Annotated in this window: 21 protein-coding genes and 1 other RNA gene; 13 read left to right on the top strand and 9 right to left on the bottom strand. The window is 64.6% G+C overall.

The window, feature by feature from the left end; all coding sequences use genetic code 11:
• The first annotated feature begins 53 nt into the window (after positions 1–53).
• From ubiD to SB765_RS06990, 3 genes are all read left to right on the top strand, one after another.
• Complete coding sequence (gene ubiD, locus SB765_RS07000; protein ID WP_016489755.1) at positions 54–1,520, top strand: 4-hydroxy-3-polyprenylbenzoate decarboxylase; 1,467 nt, start codon at positions 54–56, stop codon at positions 1,518–1,520.
• On the top strand, positions 1,520–2,488 hold the full coding sequence (locus SB765_RS06995) for a CDP-6-deoxy-delta-3,4-glucoseen reductase (RefSeq protein ID WP_410931115.1): 969 nt from the start codon (positions 1,520–1,522) through the stop codon (positions 2,486–2,488). The genes ubiD and SB765_RS06995 overlap by 1 nt, the downstream gene beginning before the upstream one ends.
• A 246-nt stretch (positions 2,489–2,734) precedes the next feature.
• Entirely contained in the window at positions 2,735–3,385 is a 651-nt protein-coding gene (locus SB765_RS06990) for a gamma-glutamylcyclotransferase (protein WP_341797079.1), read from the top strand.
• Between the two features lie 32 nt (positions 3,386–3,417).
• Here the strand turns inward: SB765_RS06990 and SB765_RS06985 are convergent, their stop codons facing one another.
• Positions 3,418–4,395 carry an NADPH:quinone oxidoreductase family protein gene (locus SB765_RS06985; protein ID WP_410931114.1) on the bottom strand — a complete coding sequence of 326 codons (978 nt, stop codon included), beginning with the start codon at positions 4,393–4,395 and terminating at the stop codon, positions 3,418–3,420.
• A gap of 146 nt (positions 4,396–4,541) precedes the next feature.
• Between SB765_RS06985 and SB765_RS06980 the strand changes: the two genes are divergently transcribed.
• Positions 4,542–4,946, top strand: a complete 405-nt coding sequence (locus SB765_RS06980; protein WP_016489751.1) for a flagellar basal body-associated protein FliL — start codon at positions 4,542–4,544, stop codon at positions 4,944–4,946.
• Between the two features lie 97 nt (positions 4,947–5,043).
• Here the strand turns inward: SB765_RS06980 and SB765_RS06975 are convergent, their stop codons facing one another.
• The 4 genes from SB765_RS06975 to SB765_RS06960 all read right to left on the bottom strand — a co-directional run bounded on the left by SB765_RS06975 (position 5,044) and on the right by SB765_RS06960 (position 10,379).
• Complete coding sequence (locus SB765_RS06975; RefSeq protein ID WP_410931113.1) at positions 5,044–6,156, bottom strand: ABC transporter permease; 1,113 nt, start codon at positions 6,154–6,156, stop codon at positions 5,044–5,046.
• A gap of 1 nt (position 6,157) precedes the next feature.
• Complete coding sequence (gene rbbA, locus SB765_RS06970) at positions 6,158–8,878, bottom strand: ribosome-associated ATPase/putative transporter RbbA (protein ID WP_410931112.1); 2,721 nt, start codon at positions 8,876–8,878, stop codon at positions 6,158–6,160.
• Complete coding sequence (locus SB765_RS06965) at positions 8,875–9,834, bottom strand: HlyD family secretion protein (protein ID WP_341797076.1); 960 nt, start codon at positions 9,832–9,834, stop codon at positions 8,875–8,877. The genes rbbA and SB765_RS06965 overlap by 4 nt, the downstream gene beginning before the upstream one ends.
• Before the next feature lie 95 nt (positions 9,835–9,929).
• On the bottom strand, positions 9,930–10,379 hold the full coding sequence (locus SB765_RS06960) for an EVE domain-containing protein (RefSeq protein ID WP_341797075.1): 450 nt from the start codon (positions 10,377–10,379) through the stop codon (positions 9,930–9,932).
• A gap of 179 nt (positions 10,380–10,558) precedes the next feature.
• Between SB765_RS06960 and SB765_RS06955 the strand changes: the two genes are divergently transcribed.
• Positions 10,559–10,711, top strand: coding sequence for a hypothetical protein (locus SB765_RS06955; RefSeq protein ID WP_016489747.1), 153 nt, complete (start codon positions 10,559–10,561; stop codon positions 10,709–10,711).
• 18 nt (positions 10,712–10,729) lie between these two features.
• Here SB765_RS06955 and SB765_RS06950 read toward each other — a convergent pair whose 3' ends face one another.
• From SB765_RS06950 to SB765_RS06935, 4 genes are all read right to left on the bottom strand, one after another.
• Positions 10,730–11,338 (bottom strand): 5-formyltetrahydrofolate cyclo-ligase, encoded by a 609-nt coding sequence (locus SB765_RS06950; RefSeq protein ID WP_341797074.1) that lies wholly within the window; start codon positions 11,336–11,338, stop codon positions 10,730–10,732.
• Between the two features lie 85 nt (positions 11,339–11,423).
• Positions 11,424–11,603: non-coding RNA, 6S RNA (ssrS, locus tag SB765_RS06945), on the bottom strand.
• A gap of 17 nt (positions 11,604–11,620) precedes the next feature.
• Complete coding sequence (locus tag SB765_RS06940) at positions 11,621–11,941, bottom strand: cell division protein ZapA (RefSeq protein WP_049278290.1); 321 nt, start codon at positions 11,939–11,941, stop codon at positions 11,621–11,623.
• Complete coding sequence (locus SB765_RS06935) at positions 11,938–12,120, bottom strand: TIGR02449 family protein (RefSeq protein WP_029886233.1); 183 nt, start codon at positions 12,118–12,120, stop codon at positions 11,938–11,940. The genes SB765_RS06940 and SB765_RS06935 overlap by 4 nt, the downstream gene beginning before the upstream one ends.
• 181 nt (positions 12,121–12,301) lie before the next feature.
• Between SB765_RS06935 and SB765_RS06930 the strand changes: the two genes are divergently transcribed.
• From SB765_RS06930 to gcvT, 8 genes are all read left to right on the top strand, one after another.
• Positions 12,302–12,856: a YecA family protein gene (locus SB765_RS06930; protein WP_410931111.1), complete on the top strand. Its 555-nt coding sequence runs from the start codon at positions 12,302–12,304 to the stop codon at positions 12,854–12,856.
• Between the two features lie 21 nt (positions 12,857–12,877).
• Positions 12,878–14,212 (top strand): Xaa-Pro aminopeptidase, encoded by a 1,335-nt coding sequence (pepP, locus tag SB765_RS06925; protein ID WP_341797073.1) that lies wholly within the window; start codon positions 12,878–12,880, stop codon positions 14,210–14,212.
• The gene (gene ubiH, locus SB765_RS06920; RefSeq protein ID WP_410910977.1) at positions 14,209–15,408 is read left to right on the top strand and encodes a 2-octaprenyl-6-methoxyphenyl hydroxylase; all 1,200 of its coding nucleotides are present in this window, start codon (positions 14,209–14,211) and stop codon (positions 15,406–15,408) included. Before pepP ends, ubiH begins: the two co-directional genes overlap by 4 nt.
• Positions 15,405–15,887 carry a DUF4442 domain-containing protein gene (locus tag SB765_RS06915; RefSeq protein WP_016489741.1) on the top strand — a complete coding sequence of 161 codons (483 nt, stop codon included), beginning with the start codon at positions 15,405–15,407 and terminating at the stop codon, positions 15,885–15,887. Before ubiH ends, SB765_RS06915 begins: the two co-directional genes overlap by 4 nt.
• Positions 15,888–15,896: 9 nt before the next feature.
• Entirely contained in the window at positions 15,897–17,114 is a 1,218-nt protein-coding gene (locus tag SB765_RS06910; RefSeq protein ID WP_410910978.1) for a 2-octaprenyl-3-methyl-6-methoxy-1,4-benzoquinol hydroxylase, read from the top strand.
• 220 nt (positions 17,115–17,334) lie between these two features.
• Positions 17,335–18,336: an extracellular solute-binding protein gene (locus SB765_RS06905; RefSeq protein WP_341797071.1), complete on the top strand. Its 1,002-nt coding sequence runs from the start codon at positions 17,335–17,337 to the stop codon at positions 18,334–18,336.
• Between the two features lie 163 nt (positions 18,337–18,499).
• Positions 18,500–20,122: an ABC transporter permease gene (locus SB765_RS06900; protein ID WP_410910979.1), complete on the top strand. Its 1,623-nt coding sequence runs from the start codon at positions 18,500–18,502 to the stop codon at positions 20,120–20,122.
• Between the two features lie 123 nt (positions 20,123–20,245).
• Positions 20,246–21,328 carry a glycine cleavage system aminomethyltransferase GcvT gene (gene gcvT, locus SB765_RS06895; RefSeq protein WP_049278298.1) on the top strand — a complete coding sequence of 361 codons (1,083 nt, stop codon included), beginning with the start codon at positions 20,246–20,248 and terminating at the stop codon, positions 21,326–21,328.
• Positions 21,329–21,330: the final 2 nt, after the last annotated feature.

The following is a 21,330-nucleotide window of genomic DNA, read 5'->3' as shown; positions in this document are numbered from 1 at the left end:
GAACGGCGCTACACTCTGCACCCCGACCGATACGGCCAACACGAGGCTCATGCATGCAGTATCGCGACTTGCGCGACTTCATCCGTGGCCTGGAGCAGCGCGGCGAACTCAAGCGCATCCAGGTTCCGATCTCCCCAGTCCTGGAAATGACAGAGGTCTGCGATCGCACCCTGCGTGCGAAGGGCCCGGCATTGCTGTTCGAAAAGCCCACCGGCTTTGACATCCCGGTGCTGGGCAACCTGTTCGGCACCCCCGAGCGCGTGGCCATGGGCATGGGCGCCGAGTCGGTCGATGAACTGCGCGAAATCGGCAAGTTGCTGGCCTTCCTCAAGGAGCCCGAGCCACCCAAGGGCCTGAAGGACGCCTGGTCGAAGCTGCCGATCTTCAAGAAAGTCGTGTCGATGGCACCGAAAGTGGTCAAGGACGCGGTATGCCAGGAAGTGGTGGTCGAGGGTGACGACGTCGACCTCGGCGCACTGCCGATCCAGCACTGCTGGCCAGGCGACGTGGCGCCGCTGATCACCTGGGGCCTTACCGTCACCCGCGGCCCGAACAAGGACCGCCAGAATCTGGGCATCTACCGCCAGCAGGTCATTGGCCGCAACAAGGTCATCATGCGCTGGCTGAGCCACCGTGGGGGCGCCCTCGACTATCGTGAGTGGTGCGAGAAAAACCCCGGCCAGCCGTTCCCGGTTGCCGTGGCCCTGGGTGCTGACCCGGCAACCATCCTCGGTGCCGTGACCCCGGTGCCGGACACCCTCTCCGAATATGCCTTCGCCGGCCTGCTGCGCGGCAATCGCACCGAGCTGGTCAAGTGCCGTGGCAGCAACCTGCAGGTACCGGCCACCGCCGAAATCATTCTGGAAGGCGTGATCCACCCGGGCGAAATGGCCCCGGAAGGCCCGTATGGCGACCATACCGGCTACTACAACGAAGTGGACAGCTTCCCGGTGTTCACCGTCGAGCGCATCACCCACCGGCAGAAGCCGATCTATCACAGCACCTACACCGGCCGCCCGCCAGATGAACCGGCGATTCTCGGTGTGGCGCTGAACGAAGTGTTCGTGCCGATTTTGCAGAAGCAGTTCCCGGAAATCACCGACTTCTACCTGCCGCCGGAAGGCTGCTCGTACCGCATGGCGGTGGTCACCATGAAAAAGCAGTACCCGGGCCACGCCAAGCGCGTGATGCTGGGTGTGTGGTCGTTTCTGCGACAGTTCATGTACACCAAGTTCGTTATTGTCACCGATGACGATATCAACGCCCGTGACTGGAACGATGTGATCTGGGCCATCACCACGCGCATGGACCCCAAGCGTGATACGGTGATGATCGACAACACGCCGATCGACTACCTGGACTTCGCGTCGCCGGTATCGGGGCTGGGGTCGAAGATGGGCCTGGACGCCACGCACAAGTGGCCGGGCGAGACTACACGCGAATGGGGGCGGGTCATCGTCAAGGACGAAGCCGTCACCCGCCGTATCGATGAGCTGTGGGATCAGTTGGGAATAGATTGATGCAGGTAACGTTGCAGCCGTCCGGGGCGGTGCTGGCGCTCGAACCCGGGGAACGGATCCTGGATGGAGCGCGGCGGTTGGGCTATGACTGCCCGAATAGCTGCCGCAATGGCAATTGCCATGTCTGCGCCGCGTTGTTGGTCGAAGGGCGGGTACGCCAGGACGGCGAAGTCCGTGACCATGGCGAGCTGTTCACCTGCATTGCCGAGCCGCTGGAGGACTGTGTGTTGCTCTGGGATGGCGTGCTCGCCCTGGGCGAGCTGCCGGTGCGCAAGCTGGCGTGCAGCGTCACTGAATGCGTCGACGTGGGTGGCGACGTCTGGCGGGTGCGCCTGCGTGCGCCAGCCGGCAAGCCACTGCGTTACCACGCCGGGCAGTACCTGATGATCGAGCGCGAAGGCGGCAAGCCGGCCGCGTTTTCGCTGGCCTCCGCACCCCACGCCGGGCGTGAGCTGGAGCTGCACGTGCTGGCGCGTGAGCCCAGTGCATTGCAACTGATCGGGCAGCTCAAGCGTGACGGCCTGGCACGCATCGAAATGCCGTTTGGCGACACCCACCTGGCCGAGCTGCCCGACGGGCCGCTGGTATTGATTGCCGCCGGCACCGGCATGGGCCAGATGCACAGCCTGCTCGAGCATTGCCGAGCCAACGGTTTCAAGTACCCGGTACACCTGTACTGGGGTGTGCGCCGGCCCGAAGACTTCTACCAGATCGAGCATTGGGACGAATGGCAGCGCCTGCCCAACCTGTTCCTGCACCGGGTCGTCAGTGACCTGTGCGGCTGGGAGGGCCGCTGCGGCATGCTGCATGAGGCGGTCTGCGAGGACATCGCCGACCTCAATACGGTGCATGTGTATGCCAGCGGTTCACCGAACATGATCTACGCCACCCTCGACGCCCTGGTCGAAGCCGGCATGGATGCACACCGCATGCGTGCGGATGTGTTTGCCTACGCGCCACGCGGTTAATAACCGAAGTTGCAACAAGTGGGTATAAGGCGGTAATTGTTACCGCCTTGGCTAATAACTTTAACCGTTGCCGAAACAGTACTTCCCCAGTCGTCGGAACCGCGCATTAAAGTATTGCCGCAGGGCTTGAGTATTCCTGCATTTCTAGCCTATGGTTACTGCAAGCGCCCTTGGTACAAGGCTTGGGGCCGCAGTTTGAGCGAATCTCGCTACATCTGTAGTTCACAGGGATAATGGCGGCAGCTTATGTCGGCAATTGAAAGTATGTCTTGGCAAGTTTCATATCCTCCGGCACTCGACTTTGGTCAGCAACATACTCGCGACCAGTTGTTCAACTCCATGAAGACGACCATGTCTCGGCATCAGGGCGGGCCGGTGTGGCTGTTTGCCTATGGTTCGCTGATCTGGCGCCCGGAGTGCAATTCGGTGGAGCGCCAGCGCGCACGGGTACATGGTTATCACCGCGGCTTGTACCTGTGGTCGCACGAACATCGTGGCACCCCGGAAACCCCCGGCCTGGTGTTTGGCCTGGACCGCGGTGGTTCTTGCAGCGGTTTTGCCTACCGGCTGGATGAGAGCAACCTGGACGACTCGCTGATGGCCTTGTGGCAACGCGAGATGCCGTACCCGGCCTATCGGCCGCATTGGCTCAACTGCCGGCTGGGCGATGGCAGCAAGGTACAGGCCTTGGGCTTTGTGCTGGAGCGGCATTTGCCGTGCTACGCGGGCAACCTGCCGGATACCCTGCTCAGCCAGATCCTGGCCAGTGCCAAGGGGCGTTATGGCACCACCCGCGACTATGTCGAGCAGACCTTGAATGCCTTGCGCAGCCACCAGATGCCAGATCGCAACCTGGAGGCGCGGTTCAGGCGTTGCCATAACCTGCGTGAAGTTTGAGTTTTTGGGGCCGCTGTGCGGCCCCAGAATAATCAATGCATCAACACCACCAACTTACCCACAGCCTGCCGCTGCCCCAGCTTCTCGATGGCAGCCCCGGCCTCGGCCAGTGGATAAGTCTGCGACACCAGCGGCTTCAACTTACCTTCGGCATGCCAGGCAAACAGCTGCTTGAAGTTGGCCGCGTTATCCTCGGGCTGGCGCTGTGCAAACGCCCCCCAGAACACCCCCAGCACCGCCGCGCCCTTGAGCAGCACCAGGTTGGCCGGCAGCTGTGGAATGCTGCCGCTGGCAAAACCCACCACCAGCAGCCGGCCATTCCAGGCCAGCCCGCGCACTGCCTGCTCGAACAGCTCGCCCCCCACTGGGTCGTAAATGACGTCCACGCCCTGGCCACCGGTCAGCCGCTTGATTTCTTCGCGCAGGCTGGCCTGGGTGTAGTCGATCAGCTCATCTGCCCCGGCCGCCTTGGCCACGGCCAGTTTCTCGGCACTGCTGGCTGCCGCGATCACCCGCGCGCCCATGGCCTTGCCGATTTCCACCGCCGCCAGACCGACCCCACCGGATGCGCCCAGTACCAGCAGCGTCTCGCCTGCTTGCAGTTGGCCGCGCTGGCGCAGGGCGTGCATCGAGGTGCCATAGGTCATGCCGAAGGCGGCAGCGGTGGTGAAGTCCATGCTGGCCGGGATCGGCAGTACGTTGTAGAAAGGCACCGCCACCTGCTCGGCGAAAGCACCCCAGCCGGTGAGCGCCATGACCCGGTCGCCGACCTTCAGCGCGCCGGCTTTTTCCCCGACCGCGGCCACCACGCCTGCGGCTTCGCCGCCGGGTGAGAACGGCAGCGGTGGCTGGAACTGGTATTTGCCTTCGATGATCAGGGTGTCGGGGAAATTGACACCGGCGGCCTGCACATCCAGCAGGATCTCGTTTTTCCTGGGCTGCGGGCTGGCCACGTCTTCCAGTACCAGATCGCGCGCCGGACCCAGGGTTTTGCACAACACAGCTTTCATCGGGGCTATTCCTTTGCGGGTAGTGGCCGATAAGTGTAGGAGGGCCGCTTGCCGGGTCAACGAGCTGATGGGCCGGCATAAGCCCGGGCTTGGGTTTGAGCGGCGTGCTGGGTAAGCTGGCGCCAACTGTATTGAGGAGCGAATTCGTGAAAGCGTGGATCTTGATGGTACTGGCGCTGCTGCTGCCGGCTGCGGCCATGGCCGAGGAAGCCAAGGAAGGGGCGCCCAAGGTCGCCTACATCAGCCTGAGCCCGCCCTTTGTCGGCAACTATGCCCTCGACGGCGGCCCGCGGCTGCGCGTGTACAAGGCCGACGTGGCCCTGCGCGTGACCGGTGACGAAGCGGCCAAGGCGGTAAAGCATCACGAACCGCTGATCCGCAACCAGCTGGTAGCACTGTTCACCCAGCAGACCGTGGACAACATGAGCAACGTCGAGGCCAAGGAACACCTTCGCCAGGAGGCTTTGAAGCAGGTGCAGCAGGTGCTGGAAGCGGAAGAAGGCAAGCCGATCGTCGAAGACCTGCTGTTCAACAACCTGATCGTGCAGTGATCAATGTGGGAGCGGGCGGCGCGGTGAATGGCACCGGCTTCGCCGGTGTTCGCGGGCTTGCCCGCTCCCACAGTTGCCGATCATAGATCCTGAGGTGTCAGGACGCCAGGCTACGGCGAAACCGCGCCAGGGCGACGCTGAAAAACACCAGGCCAATCAGCGCCAGCGCCAGGATATCCGGCCATACCACCGCCCAGCCGGCATCCCGGAACAGGATCGCAGTGCCCAGGCTGACAAAGTGCGTCGACGGTGACCCCTGCATCACCCATTGCAGCCATTGGGGCATGCTGTCCAGGGGTGTGCTGCCGCCAGACAGCAACAGCATCGGGATGATCACCGGGATTGCCAGCAGGCCGAACTGCGGCGTCGAGCGTGCCAGGGTGGCGAGGAAGATGCCCAGCGCGGTACTGGCGAACAGGTACAGCGCGGTCACGGCCAGAAACAGCCCCATCGAGCCGGACAGCGGCACACCCAGCGCGCCTTTCACGACCACCACCAGCGAAACCCACGTGCAGATCACCACCACCAGCGCGTTGCTGCCGATTTTCGCCAGCATGATTTCCAGTGCGGTGAGCGGCAGAACCAGTAGGTGGTCGAGCGTGCCATGCTCACGCTCGCGCAGCAGCGCGGTGCCGGTGAGGATGATCGCCAGGATGGTGATGTTGTTGACGATCTGGATCACCGCCAGGAACCAGCCCCCCTCAAGGTTGGGGTTGAACAGCGCCTTGGGGTTGATCAGCACCGGGCTTTGCACGTTGCCGCGCTGGCTGTAGTCGAGCAGCTCGCGCTCGAAGATGCGGCCAATGTAGCCGGCGCCCATGAACGCCTGGCTCATGGCCGTGGCGTCGACGTTGACCTGCAGCTCCGGCGAGCGCCCGGCCAGCAGGTCGCTCTGGAAGTTCACCGGTACGTTGATCACGAAGGTGTACTCGCCGCTGTCCATGGCCTGGTCCAGGCGTTCTGCGGGCAGCGGCACGGCTGGCTGGAACTCGGGCGGTTGCAGGGCTTCGCTGAGCTTGCGCGAGAGCAGGCTATGGTCTTCATCCACAACCGCCACGCTGGCGTTGTGTACGCCGATCACCGAGCCGGCTGCCGGCATGTAGATCGCCACGCTGAAGGCATATAGCAGGAACAGCAGCAGGACGCTGTCATGGCGCAGGCTGGTCAGTTCTTTCAGGCCCAGGCGCAGGGTGTGGTTCAGGCGCGACATGTCAGGCCTCCTGCTTCTTCAACATGGCCAGGCTCAGGCCCGTGAAGGCAGCGAAGAAGCCCAGCAGGATCAGGCACTGCGGCCACAGCTCACGCAGCCCCAGCGCCTTGGTGAAGGTGCCGACCGCGATATCGAGGAAGTAGCCCGCCGGGAACAGCTGACCCATCACCGCCGCTGCGCCATCCAGCGACGAGCGTGGCACGATCAGCCCGGAAAACTGGATGGTTGGCAGGCTGGTGATGATCATGGTACCCAGGATGGCCGCGATCTGGGTGCGGGTGAAGGCCGAGATCAACAGCCCCAGGCTGGTGGTAGCCAGCAGGTAGGCCACGCCACCACAGGCCAGGGCCAGCACGCTGCCCTTGAGCGGCACGGCGAACAGCCAGCGGTTCATGGCCACCAGCAGCGCCAGGTTGACCAGGCTCACGGCCAGGTAAGGCATCTGCTTGCCAAGCAGGAACTCCAGGCGAGTGAGGGGGGTGGCGTAGAAGTTGGTGATGGAGCCGAGCTCTTTCTCGCGGACAATGCCCAGCGCGGTGAGCATGGCGGGGATGAAGGCCAGGATCAGCGCCATCACGCCGGGGCCGATGGCATTCACGCTGACCACGTCCTGGTTGTAACGAAAACGTGTTTCCAGGCGTACCAGCTCCTGACGCGGCTGCGGCTCTGGGCTGGCCTTTGCCAGTTGCTCAAGGTTGGCCTGGTGCACGGCTTCCACGTAGTTGCGGCTGGTTTCTGCGCGGAACGGCATGCCGCCGTCGAGCCAGGCCGCCACCACCGGTTGGCGCCCGGCGTACAGGTCGCGGCCAAAGCCGGGCGGAATCTCCAGCGCCAGTTTGATTTCCGAGCGTTGCAAGCGCTGGTGCATCTCGCTGCTTTCACGAATCGGCGCCTGTTCGGCAAAATAGCGTGAGCCACGGAAGGCCTCAAGGTAGGCCCGGCTTTGCGGGCTCTGGTCCTGGTCGTACACGGCGAAGGCAAGGTTTTCTACATCCAGCGAAATGCCGTAGCCGAAGATCACCATCATGAACAGCGCGCCTGCCAGGGCGAAGGCCAGGCGTACCTTGTCGCGCAGCAGTTCCTTGCCCTCACGGCTGGCCACCGCCAGCAGGCGGCGCAGGCTGAAGCCCTGGCGCAGCGGCGGAGCGGGCGTGGCTGCCTGCTCCAGCACGGCGTTGTCCGTGGCTGGCGGCGCGAGCTCCTGGGCCTGCTCCAGGCAACGCACGAACGCGTCCTCCAAAGTGTCACCGTGGTACTGGCGCTGGAGGGCATCGGGGGTGTCGCAGGCCAGTACCCGCCCGGCATGCATCAACGAGATGCGGTCGCAGCGCTGGGCTTCGTTCATGAAGTGGGTGGAGAGGAAAATGGTCACGCCCTGTTCGCGTGACAATTGCACCAGCAGGCGCCAGAAGTCGTCGCGAGCGGCTGGATCGACGCCGGAGGTCGGTTCATCGAGAATCAACACTTCCGGGCGATGCAGTACCGCCACCGCCAATGACAGGCGCTGGCGCAGGCCAAGGGGCAGGGCGCCGGCCGGTTGGTCGGCAATAGCGGCGAGGTCGAAGCGCTCGATCAGCTCATCGATGCGTTGGGCGCTCTCGGCTTTGGGCAAGTCGAACAGGCGGGCATGCAAGGCCAGGTTCTGCCGGGTGCTGAGCTCGCCATACAGCGAGAAACTCTGCGACATGAACCCGACCCGCTTGCGCGTGCCCAGGTCACTGGCGTCCACCGGGCGGCCGAGCAGGCTGGCGCTGCCCTCGCTGGCGGGCATCAGCCCGGTGAGCACTTTCATGGTGGTGGTCTTGCCGCAGCCGTTGGAGCCAAGGAAGCCGAAGATCTCGCCACGGCCAATGGCGAAACTGACCTTGTTCACCGCCGTGAAGTCGCCAAAGCGCAGTGTCAGGTCGTGGGCCTCGATGGCGACCGGGCCATCTGTGGCCGGGCGCGGCGGGATGTGCAAGGGTTGATGCTGCGCCTTGCCCGCACCTTGGTAATGGGTGAAGGCGTCGTCCAGCTTGCCGCTGGGGGTGACTGCGGCCAGTTCGTGGCTTGGCCCTGCGGCCAGCAGTCGGCCGCCATCGAGCATCAGGCAATGCTCGAACTGTTCGGCTTCTTCCATGTAGGCGGTAGCCACCAGCAGGGTCAGTTGCGGGCGCTGTGCGCGAACCTGCTCGACCAGCTCCCAGAAGCGCCGCCGCGACAGCGGGTCGACGCCGGTGGTGGGTTCGTCGAGGATCAGCAGGTCCGGCTCGTGGATCAGCGCGCAGCACAGCCCCAGCTTCTGCTTCATGCCACCTGACAGCTTGCCGGCCGGGCGCTCGGCAAAGCGTTGCAGGTCGGTGGCCTGCAGCAGGTTGGCCATGCGCTGTTCGCACTCGCTGCGGCCCAGGCCGAACAGGGTGGCGAAAAAGCGGATGTTCTCGCTGATCGACAGCTCCGGGTACAGGTTATTGCCCAGCCCCTGCGGCATGAACGCTACTTTCGGGTACAGCGCCGCGCGATGACGGTGCTGGCGGATCGAGCCACCCAGCACCTGCAGCTCGCCCTGTTGCAGGCGTTTGACGCCGGCGATCAACCCCAGCAAGGTCGATTTGCCGGCGCCGTCAGGGCCGATCAGCGCGCAGCGGGTGCCCGCAGGCAGGCTGAAGCCGAGGGTGTGCAGGGCCACCAGGTCGCCGTAGCGGTGGCCGATGCCCTCGGCCAGCAGTGCCGGGGCGTTCATTGCAGGTTGGCCGGCCAGTCCACCTCAGCCGTGCGCACATACCCGGCGCCTGGCATACCCGGTTTGGCCTGCGGCACTGCGCCGGGGTCGGTCAGGCGAAGCTTGACGCGGAACACCAGCTTTTGCCGCTCGTCGCGGGTTTCGACCTGCTTGGGGGTGAACTGGGCCTTGGCTGCGACAAAGGCCACCTTGGCCGGCAAAGCGCGCTCGGGCAGAGCGTCGAGTACGATGCGCGCCTGGTCGCCTACGGTCAGCGTGCCGCTGGTGGAAGCCGGCAGGTACAGGTTCATGTACTGGTCGCTGGGGTCGATCAGCATCAGCACGCGGCCGCCGGCACCCAGCACTTCACCGGGCTCGGCCAGGCGCAGCTGGATAATGCCGTTGATGGGCGCACGCAGGCTGCTGTCGTCGATTTCGCTGGTGAGCTGGGCCACCTGGGCTTCGGCTGCGCCGATGGCGGCTTTGATCGCTGCCAGCTGGGCGCGGGCGGCGACCACGGCGGCGTTGGCGGTGTCAAAGCGTGCCTGTTGCTGGTCGAGCAGTTGCTGGCTGGCGTATTTGCGCTGGAAGATTTCGCGCACGCGCTTGAGGTCCTGGCTGGCTAGCAACAGTTCGCTCTGGCGCAGCTGCACGCTGGCCTGGGCCGCGGCGTAGTTTTCCCGCGCGCGCAGCACTTCGGCTTCGGCCTGGGTGCGCTGGGCTTCCATGGTGCGGGTGTCAATGCGCGCCAGTAGCTGGCCGCGGGTGACTTTGTCGCCTTCGTCGACCAGCACTTCGGCCAGGCGGCCGGGGACCTTGCTGGCGATCTGCACTTCGGTGGCTTCGAGGCGGCCGTTGCCCATGCTCAGGCCTTCGGGCAGCTGGTCGTGGAGCGACTTCCAGTACCCCAGCCCTGCGGCTGCAGCGAGCAGGGCGATCAGCGCGGTGGCGAAGATTCTGGGGGCGTATCGGTTCATCGATCTGCATCCTTGCGGTTTTGCACACCACATCATGTCGCGGGGCCATTCGTGGCGTGTTGATATCGGTCAAACCCTTGACCTTAGCCACTGTTTCAAAGCAACGCGACAATCACCGCCCATTGTTCGGGTGTCACGGGCATCACCGACAGGCGGCTGCCTTTCTGCACCAGCGGCAGCTCGGCCAGCCCGGACTGCTGCTTCAACCTGCCCAGTTCCAGCACCCGTGGCAGGGTTTGCACATGGGCCACATCCACCGCACTCCACGGGTTCTTGTCGGCCGTGGCCTTGGCATCGTAGTAGTGGCTTTGGGGGTCCAGCGCGGTGGGGTCGGGGTACGCCGCGCGGGTGACTCTGGCAATACCGGCGATGCCCGGTTGCGGGCAGCTGGAGTGATAGAAGAAGAATTCGTCACCCACATTCATGGCCCGCAGGAAATTACGCGCCTGATAGTTGCGCACGCCGTCCCAGCGCGCTTCGCCAAGGCGGCCGAGGCCCTCGATGGAGAGTTCGTCGGGCTCGGATTTCATCAGCCAGTAGGCCATGGATGCTGCTCCTGAAAAGGTTTGAAATAACCTGTTGCACGAAACCGACAGCCGGTTGGCGTCAAGGTTTGCGTGCGGACGCAGGTTGTCGGAAAATGCGCCCCGTTTAAAGCGCGATGCGCTGGCGATACCCAGAAAATCGCCAAGCACTGAACAGTTTGCCTGGGGGGCAATCTTCAATGAATCAACGCAAAAAGCCGGATCTGCTGTGGATCCTGGTGTTCATTTTTGGCCTGGGTGTGGTCACTACCGGTTATGCGCAGGGTTTGTGGGAGCGCAAGCTGGACAGCGCCTACCAGATGCCGGTCGACGCCAGCCAGCCACAACGTTGATGCCCCCGCTGGCGCCGCTCAACGCGGTGCCAGGTACCAGCCACGGTCCGAGACCGTCCCCTGCAGTGGTACATCCCAGCTGGCCTGCGCCAGCCGCTCGACTTTCTGGCATTCGTGCGCCAGCCCCAGCAGCAATGGTTTTTTCCAGGTTTGCCGACGCGCCTGGTAGGCCAGGCTGCGATCATAAAAGCCGCCGCCCATTCCCAGACGCCCGCCCACTTCGTCAAAACCGACCAGCGGTAGCAGGACCAGGTCCAGCGCCCAGACCGGTCGCTGCCGCTTGCGGTCGGTCACCGGCTCGGGAATACGGAAGCGGTTGGGCTTGAGCTTTTCGCCCTGCTCGAACCGCTGGAATACCATGCGCGTGCGCGGCCAGGCGTGCAGCACCGGCAGGTAGGTACGCTTGCCCCGACGCTGGGCTTCGCGCAGCAGCAGGCAAGGGTCGATTTCGCCGTCGTTGGGCAGGTACAAGGCAATGTGGCGGGCGCGGCGGAACAATGGGTGTTGCGCCAGCTGGCGGTACAGGCCGAGGGTGGCCTTGCGTTGCTGGGCAGGGGTAAGGGCGCGGCGGGCATTGCGAAGCAGGCGACGGAGCTGGGGGCGGGTAAGCGGCGCGGTGTCGGTCATGGCACGGGCGATCCCAGATGTACTGGCCGGCACTGGACGGTCGGCCAAAACGAATTGCCCGCCTGAAGGGCGGGCAAAAAAATTCAGGCTCCCCGATCAGACCGCTGTCGGTGTAGCCCTTGAACCCGAAAGTTCAAGGTGGAGATTGCAGGGGGCGTTAAGGCTTTCCGTCGGGCGGACATGCACACCGGCCCCAGCGTGCAACCCCCGTGGTTGTGCGTATCGGCTCAGGGACATAACCGACTGGCGCATCCACCAGGGAGTGGCGCCAGTATACCAATCTCAGCCGATTTTGGTATCCGTGTCGTCGGACAAAGCCTTGTCTACCCGATCCAGCAGGTCACGCACCTGTTCGCGGTTGGCGCCGCTGGCCGGGGCTTCGGCGCGGTCTTCCTGGCGATGCAGCATTTCGTGGGTAATGTTCAATGCCGCCATGACCGCGATGCGGTCGGCGCCAATCACCTTGCCGCTGCTGCGGATCTCGCGCATCTTGCCGTCCAGGTAGCGCGCGGCGCTGACCAGGTTGTTGCGCTCTTCCGGCGGGCAGATGATCGAGTATTCCTTGTCGAGAATCTGCACGGTGACGCTATTGCTTGAACTCATGAGTCTTGCTCCAGAGCCTTGAGGCGTAAGATCATCGACTCGACCTTGCGCTTGGCGATCTCGTTCTTTTCGATGAGGTGGGCGCGCTCTTCGCGCCAGGATTTTTCCTGAGCTACTAGGAGTGCATTTTGCCGTTTTAGTTGCTCGACGCGTTCGATCAGCAACTCGAATCGGCTCATCAGTGCCTGAAGGTCGTTCTCTTGCGTGGGTTGCACTCGATTCGCTCCGTCGTTGAGTCACCTGGCGATGATGCCTCTCCCTGGGCGGCGACGGCCAGTGCCGATGGTCTTGGCGCGCCTGCCGGTGCTAGGATACAAGGTCTCCATTCTAGTCATTGCGCCGTCTGGCGCCTAGCTGCCCATGCCCAATACCCAATCGCCTTACATCGCCTTCGCCATGCTGCTCTCGAGCAATGGTCATCCTGTCACCCCGGCCGAACTGCACGGCCTGCTGGTCGGCCGCAGCTGCGCCGGCGCCGGCTTCGACGCCGATGCCTGGCTGGCCGATGCCGCCCAGCTGCTGGAAAACGAGCCCGGTGACACCGTGCGCAACGCCCTGATCGGCCTGCAGGAAATGGTCAAGGGCGAGCTGACCAGCGACGACATGGCCATCGTCCTGTTGCTGCCTTCCGACGACGCCGCCCTGAACGACCGCGCCACCGCGCTGGGCCAGTGGTGCCAAGGCTTCATTACCGGTTTCGGCCTGAATGCCGGCGGCAAGGACTTGTCTGACGAAGCCAAGGATGTGCTGCAGGACCTGGTGGCCATTTCCCAGGTACAGGAAGCCCTCGAAGAGTCCGAGGACGGCGAGAGCGACTACATGGAAGTCATGGAGTATCTGCGCGTGGCGCCTCTGCTGCTGTTCTCCGAGCTGGCCAAGCCGGCCGCACCCGCGCCCAAGCCATCGCTGCACTGATCAACCGGGGGTAGTCTGCCCATGAGCCACATTCCCAAGGGCGAGTATGCCCGTCGGCGCAAGGCGCTGATGGCGCAGATGGTCCCCAACAGCATCGCCATCCTGCCCGCCGCCGCTGTTGCCATCCGCAACCGCGACGTCGAGCACGTGTATCGACAGGACAGCGACTTCCAGTACCTCAGCGGCTTTCCGGAGCCTGAGGCGGTCATTGCGCTGATCCCGGGGCGTGAACATGGCGAGTACGTACTGTTTTGCCGTGAGCGCAACCCGGAGCGCGAACTGTGGGACGGGCTACGGGCCGGCCAGGAAGGCGCGGTGCGCGATTTCGGCGCCGACGATGCCTTCCCCATCACCGACATCGACGAGATCCTGCCGGGCCTGATCGAAGGCCGCGAGCGAGTGTACAGCGCCATGGGCAGCAACCCCGAGTTCGACCGGCGGCTGATGGACTGGATCAACGTGATCCGCTCCAAGGCCCGCCTGGGCGCGCAGCCGCCGAACGAGTTCGTTGCGCTGGATCATCTGCTGCACGACATGCGCCTGTATAAATCGGCAGCGGAAGTGAAGGTGATGCGTGCCGCCGCAGCCATCTCGGCGCGGGCACATGTGCGGGCCATGCAGGCCTGCCGGGCCGGGCTGCACGAATACAGCCTGGAAGCCGAACTGGATTACGAGTTCCGCAAGGGCGGCGCGAAGATGCCGGCCTACGGCTCGATTGTCGCGGCCGGGCGCAATGGCTGCATCCTGCACTATCAGCAGAATGACGCCCCGCTCAAGGATGGCGACCTGGTGCTGATCGACGCCGGTTGCGAAATCGACTGCTACGCCAGCGACATCACCCGCACCTTCCCGGTCAGCGGGCGCTTCTCGCCCGAGCAGAAGGCCATCTACGAGCTGGTGCTCAAGGCCCAGGCCGCGGCGTTTGCCGAAATCGCCCCGGGCAAGCACTGGAACCACGCCCACGAGGCGACCGTGAAGGTCATCACCGAAGGCCTGGTCGAGCTTGGCCTGCTTTCGGGCGAGGTGCAGGCGCTGATCGACAGCGAGGCCTATCGCGCCTTCTACATGCACCGTGCCGGGCATTGGCTGGGCATGGATGTGCACGACGTGGGCGAGTACAAAGTGGGCGGTGAGTGGCGGGTGCTGGAGCCCGGCATGGCGCTGACCGTCGAGCCGGGCATCTACATAGGCGCCGACAATCAGGCCGTGGCCAAGAAATGGCGCGGCATTGGCGTAAGGATCGAGGACGACGTGGTGGTGACCAGGCAAGGTTGTGAAATCCTGACTTCGGGCGTGCCGCGCACGGTTGCCGAGATCGAGACGCTGATGCAGGCCGCCCGCAAGGACGCGGCATGAACCGCGTGAACCTGGCGATCATTGGCGGTGGCCTGGTGGGCGCAAGCCTGGCCTTGACCCTGCAGGCCGGGGCCAAGGCGCGCGGCTGGAAGATCTTGCTGATCGAGCCGTTCGCCCCTGGCGACAGCTTCCAGCCCAGCTACGATGCGCGCTCTTCGGCGTTGTCGTTCGGCACCCAGCAGATCTACCAGCAGCACGGCCTGTGGCAGGCTATCGGCCGCCGTGCCGAGCCGATTCGGCAAATTCACGTTTCCGACCGTGGCCGTTTCGGCGCCACCCGCCTGGATGCCCTGGAAGAAGGCGTACCGGCGCTGGGCTACGTGGTGGAAAACGCCTGGCTTGGCCAGTGCCTGTGGCAAGGGCTGGACAGCGACGTGGTGAGCTGGCGATGCCCGGCGGAAGTGACCTCGATGGAGGCGATCGAAGGCGGTTACCGCCTGGGGTTGAATGACGACACCCAGCTGGAATGCGACCTGGCGGTACTGGCCGACGGTGGCCGTTCCGGCCTGCGCGAGCAGTTGGGGATTCACGTGCGTCACACGCCCTACCAACAGAGCGCGTTGATTGCCAACATCACCCCGGGTGAAGCCCACGGCGGCCAGGCGTTCGAGCGCTTCACCGAAGAAGGCCCCATGGCCCTGCTGCCGTTGCCGGAAAACCGCTGTGCGCTGGTGTGGACCCGCCAGGGCATGGATGCGCGGCGCCTGGCCGACATCGATGAGCGCAGCTTCCTGCGCGAGCTGCAAGGCGTGTTTGGCTATCGCCTGGGCGCGTTGCGCCAGGTCGGCGCCCGGCACCTTTATCCCCTGTCACTGATCGAGGCCCAGGAACAGGTGCGGCCGCACCTGGTGGTACTGGGCAATGCCGCGCACAGCCTGCACCCCATTGCCGGCCAGGGCTTCAACCTGTCGCTGCGTGATGTGCAGGCGCTGGCGGACGCGTTGCTGGCCGGGCCGCAGCAGCCCGGTGACCTGGCCACGCTGCAGGCTTACGCCCAGCGCCAGCGCCTGGACCAAGCGATGACCATCGGCTTTTCCGACCAGGTCACCCGCCTGTTCGGCAGCAACCAGCCGTTGCTGGCCGCCGGGCGCAACCTTGGCCTGCTCGGGCTCGACCTGCTGCCGCCGGCCAAAAGCTGGTTCGCCCGCCAGGCCATGGGCCTGGGCACCCGCCCCGATCCGCGGGGGCAGGCATGAGCAACCCGCGTAAACTGGCACGTCGTGCGCGCATGTTGCGCTGGATGCTGAACCTCTACCCGCCGTACCTGGGGGCGGGCATCCGCGTGCAGTCCATCAGCCCCGACCTGCGCAGCGTCAAGGTGGCGATGAAGCTGACCCGCTGGAACCGCAACTATGTCGGTACCCAGTTTGGCGGCAGCCTGTATTCGATGGTCGATCCTTTCTACATGCTGCTGCTGATCGAGCAGTTGGGCCGCGACTACATCGTCTGGGACAAGGCCGCCAGCATCGATTTCATCTCGCCGGGCAAAGGCCCGGTGTATGCCGAGTTCCACGTCGATGACGCGCTGCTGGACGACATCCGCCAGCAGACCGCCACCGGCAAGAAGTGCCTGCCGCGATTGCAGGTCGATATCCGCGATGGCGCCGGCGAGCTGGTGGCGCGGGTCGATAAAACCCTATACGTGCGGCTCAAGCCGCAAGCGAGGCTGGCGTAAGGCATGGAAATGCGCGCAGATCTGTTGATTGTCGGTGCCGGTATGGTTGGCAGCGCACTGGCCCTGGCGTTGCGCCACAGTGGCTTGCAAATCCTCTTGCTCGATGGCGGCCCGCTAACGGTCAAGCCCTTCGACGCCCAGGCGCCCTTCGAACCGCGTGTCAGCGCGCTGTCGGCGGCCAGCCAGCGCATCCTCGAGCGCCTCGGCGCGTGGGACGGCATCGCCCAGCGGCGTGCTACGCCGTATTCCGACATGCATGTGTGGGATGGCAGCGGCACCGGGCAGATTCACTTCTCGGCCGCCAGCGTGCATGCCCAGGTGCTTGGCCATATCGTCGAGAACCGGGTGGTGCAGGATGGCCTGCTGGAGCGCCTGCACGACAGCGACATCGGCCTGCTGCCCAATGCGCGGCTGGAGCAGTTGCGTCGCTCGGGGGACGAGTGGTTGCTGACCCTGGCTGATGGCCGTCAACTGCGTGCTCCACTGGTGATCGCCGCCGACGGTGCCAATTCGGCGGTACGGCGCCTGGCCGGTTGCGAAACCCGCGAATGGGATTACCTGCACCATGCCATCGTCACTAGCGTGCGCTGCAGTGCCGGGCACCAGGGCACGGCCTGGCAGCGCTTCACCGATGAGGGGCCGTTGGCGTTTCTGCCGTTGACCCGCGATGGCCAGCAGGATTGGTGCTCGATTGTGTGGTCGACCACCCCGGAGCATGCCGAGCAGTTGATGGCACTGGATGAAGCCGCCTTCCTGCAGGCCCTGGAGCGGGCCTTCGAGGGGCGCCTGGGTGACGTGCTGCAGGCCGACCCGCGGGTGTGCGTGCCGCTGCGCCAGCGCCACGCCAAGCGCTATGTGGACGAGGGCCTGGCCTTGATCGGCGATGCTGCGCACACCATCCACCCGCTGGCGGGGCAGGGCGTCAACCTGGGCTTCCTCGATGCTGCGGTGCTGGCCGAAGTGCTGGTCAATGCCTGCGAGCGCGGTGAGCGGCTGGCAGGTGTGAAGGTGTTGAGCCGTTACGAGCGGCGGCGCATGCCGCACAACCTGGCGCTGATGGCGGCAATGGAGGGCTTTGAGCGGTTGTTCCAGGCCAACCCGCTGCCGTTGCGCTGGTTGCGTAACAGCGGGTTGAAACTGGTGGAGCAGATGCCGGAGGCCAAGGCGCTGTTTGTGCGCCAGGCGCTGGGTTTGAGTGGTGATCTGCCGGATCTGGCCAAAGCCTGAAGGCTGTGCGCGATGCTTTGTAGGAGCAGCCTTGTGCTGCGAAGAGGCCAGTGAAACCAGCCAGTTTTGCTCGGTTGGCTGCCGGCCCTTTCGCAGCGCAAGGCTGCTCCTACAATGGGCGGTGCAAGCTCTGCAACATCCGGTAACTGCTAGGTAGATGAGCCAGAAAATGGGATTCACTACCATTCGCACCTCTCATACGATCCGAGGAGTGCTTCCCATGTTGCCACGCAAGCCCCTACTGGCCGCCCTGGCCCTGACCCTGTTCGGCGGCACTGCCCAAGCGGCGGACGAAGTGGTGGTGTACTCCTCGCGCATCGACGAGCTGATCAAGCCGGTGTTCGATGCCTATACCGCCAAGACCGGGGTCAAGATCAAGTTCATCACCGACAAGGAAGCCCCGCTGATGCAACGCATCAAGGCCGAGGGCGACAACGGCGTGGCCGACCTGCTGTTGACCGTCGATGCCGGCAACCTGTGGCAAGCCGAGCAGATGGGCATCCTGCAGCCGATCAAGTCCGACATCATCGACAACAACATTCCGCCGCAGTACCGCGCCTCGTCCCATGACTGGACCGGCCTTAGCCTGCGCGCCCGCACCATCATCTACTCCACCGAGCGGGTCAAACCCGAGGAGTTGAGCACCTACGAAGCCTTGGCCGACAAACAGTGGGAAGGCCGCCTGTGCCTGCGCACGGCCAAGAAGGTGTACAACCAGTCGCTCACCGCGACGCTGATCGAGACCCATGGCGAGGCGAAGACCGAGCAGATCGTCAAAGGCTGGGTCAACAACCTGTCCACCGACGTGTTCTCCGACGACAACGCGGTGATCCAGGCCATCGAGGCCGGCCAGTGCGACGTGGGCGTGGTCAACACTTACTACTACGGCCGCCTGCACAAGCAGAACCCGAACCTGCCGGTGAAGATCTTCTGGCCCAACCAGGGAGACCGTGGCGTGCACGTCAACCTGTCGGGTATTGGCCTGACCAAGCACGCGCCACACCCGGAAGCGGCGAAAAAGCTGGTGGAATGGATGACGGGCGAAGAAGCGCAGAAGCTGTTCGCCGACATCAACCAGGAGTTCCCGGCCAACCCGAAGGTGAAGCCTTCCGAGGAAGTGGCGGCGTGGGGCAGCTTCAAGGCTGACAGCATTCCGGTGGAAATTGCCGGCAAGCGCCAGGCCGAAGCCATCCGCTTGATGGATCGCGCTGGCTACAACTAAGCGCCAGGCCGTATCCTTCCGGGGCCTGCAAGGGCCTCTTCGCGGGCATGCCCGCTCCCATAGGTTTTGCACTGCCTTTGAGGGTTGTGCGGCCCCTTGTGGGAGCGGGCATGCCCGCGAACGACCGCAAAGCGGTCGCACATCAGCCACAGAGACATAGAACTTGCCCCACACCCCCCAACGCCGCTGGTACCTCCCGGTCTCCCTGATCGCCGCCCTGGTGCTGCTGCCCCTGAGCGTCCTGCTGCTGTCCTGGCAGTCGATCGATACGCAGATCTGGTCGCACCTGCTCGACACCCAGATGAGCCGCCTGTTGGGCAATACCCTGACGCTTGTGGTGGGCGTAGGTATCGGCGTCACCGTGCTAGGCGTGAGCCTCGCCTGGCTCACCAGCCTCTGCGAGTTCCCAGGCCGGCGCTGGCTGGACTGGGCGCTGATGCTGCCGTTCGCCATCCCTGCCTATGTGCTGGCGTTTGTCTTCGTCGGCCTGCTGGACTTCGCCGGCCCGGTGCAAAGCGCCCTGCGTGAGGTGTTCGGGCCGATGCGCCTGCCGCGGGTGCGCTCCACCGGCGGGGTGATCATCGTGCTGGTGCTGGTGTTCTACCCCTACGTCTACCTGCTGGCGCGCACGGCCTTCCTGGCCCAGGGCAAAGGCCTGATGGAAGCGGCGCGCGTACTCGGGCTATCGCCCTTGCAAGCGTTCTGGCGCGTGGCCCTGCCCATGGCGCGGCCGGCGATCGGTGCCGGCATTGCCCTGGCCTTGATGGAAACCCTGGCCGACTTCGGCGCGGTGGCCGTGTTCAATTTCGACACCTTCACCACCGCCATCTACAAGACCTGGTACGGCTTCTTCAGCCTGTCCAGCGCCGCCCAGCTGGCCAGCCTGTTGCTGCTGGCGGTGATGCTGGTGCTGTACGGCGAGCGCCGTGCCCGGGGTGCCAGCCGCAGCGGCAACGAGCGACCGCGGGTGCAGGCGTTGTACCACCTGCGTGGGGTGAAGGCGTTGCTGGCCAGTGGCTGGTGCCTGCTGGTGTTTGCTTGCGCCTTCGTCATCCCGCTGCTGCAGCTGCTGGCGTGGTTCTGGCAACGCGGCCGGCATGACCTGGACGAGCGCTATGTCGGTCTGGTGTTGCACACCTTGTACCTGGGCAGCATGGCGGCACTGGTCACGGTGAGCGTGGCGCTGTTGCTGGCCTTTGCCCGGCGGCAGGCGCCGACGGGGGGTATCCGCGCCGGGGTCGGCCTGGCCAATCTGGGCTATGCCTTGCCCGGCTCGGTGCTGGCAGTGTCGATCATGCTGGCCTTCAGTTACCTCGATAACCACTTGGTCATCCCGCTGTCCAGCTGGTTGGGCGGGGCAGGCAAGCCGCTGCTGCTGGGCAGCCTTGCGGCCTTGCTGTTGGCCTATCTGGTGCGTTTCATCGCCGTGGCCTACGGGCCGCTGGAAAGCAGCCTGGAGCGTATCCGCCCGTCACTGCCCGAGGCTTCCCGTAGCCTGGGCGTGAGTGGGCCAAGATTATTTTTCAAGGTGTATCTGCCGCTTCTGGTGCCCGGTGCCCTCAGCGCCGCCCTGCTGGTGTTCGTCGATGTGCTCAAGGAGATGCCGGCCACCTTGCTGATGCGACCGTTCGGCTGGGACACCTTGGCGGTACGGGTGTTCGAGATGACCAGCGAGGGCGAATGGGCACGTGCCTCGCTGCCCGCATTGACGCTGGTGCTGGTGGGTTTGCTGCCGGTCATCGGCCTGATCCGCCGTTCGGCACATCGACCCGGTTACAGTCACTGAGGGTGCCAGCCTGCGTCCTTGCGGCTACAATGCGCGGCATTCGCGTGGTGGGTCCTACAAGAAGAGCTGACGATCAAACGTCATCGACCGCCGCCGCTTCGCCACGCCCGGAAGGAGAAACCCATGGGACAGCGCACGCTTTTGTATGACCTGCACCTGGCGCTTGGCGCCAAAACGGTCGATTTCGGTGGCTGGGACATGCCCCTGCACTATGGCTCGCAGGTCGAGGAGCACCACCAGGTGCGCAGCGATTGCGGGGTTTTCGATGTGTCCCACATGACCGTGGTCGATGTCGATGGCAGCGACGCAACTGCCTGGCTGCAGCGTTTGTTGGCCAACGACGTGGCCCGCCTCGAAGAAACCGGCAAGGCGCTATACAGCCCGCTGCTCCATGAGGAGGGCGGGGTGATCGACGACTTGATCGTCTATCGCACGGAAAACGGCTACCGCCTGGTCACCAACGCCGCCACCCGGGCCAGAGTGCTCGATTGGCTGCAACAGCAGCGGGCCGGTTTTGCCGTGGACTTCCAGGTCCGCCCCGATCTTGCCATTCTCGCCATCCAGGGCCCGCGTGCCCGCGAAAAGGTGGCAGCCCTGCTCAGCCCCACGCGCGCAGCACTGATTCGCGAACTGCGCCCGTTCGAAGGCGTTGCCGAGGGCGACTGGTTTATTGCCCGCACCGGGTATACCGGTGAAGACGGCCTGGAGATCATCTTCCCGGGCGATCAGGCGGTGGCATTCTTCAACGACCTGGTCGGCGCCGGCATCGCCCCCAGTGGCCTCGGCGCCCGCGACACCCTGCGCCTGGAAGCCGGCATGAACCTGTACGGCCAGGATATCGACGAAGCCCACACCCCGCTGACGTCCAACCTGGGCTGGAGCATCGCCTGGGAGCCAGCCGAGCGCGACTTCATCGGCCGCGCCGGCCTGCTGGCGGAAATCGAACAGGGTGTGCAGGAAAAACTGGTCGGCCTGGTACTGGAAGAGCGCGGCGTGCTGCGTGCCCACCAGGTGGTGCGTGTGGCAGGGATTGGCGAAGGGGAGATCACCAGTGGTAGTTTCTCACCTACGCTGAGCAAGTCCATTGCCCTTGCGCGCGTACCCATGGCCACCGGCGACCGGGCCGAGGTGGAAATCCGCGGCAAATGGTACCCGGTGCGGGTGGTCAAACCGACCTTCGTGCGCCACGGCAAAATCCTGATCTGAAC

Origin of the sequence: Pseudomonas sp. SIMBA_067 (assembly GCF_046534675.1) — a bacterium.
Lineage (GTDB): Bacteria > Pseudomonadota > Gammaproteobacteria > Pseudomonadales > Pseudomonadaceae > Aquipseudomonas > Aquipseudomonas putida.
This window is presented reverse-complemented; position numbering and strand designations above follow the sequence as displayed.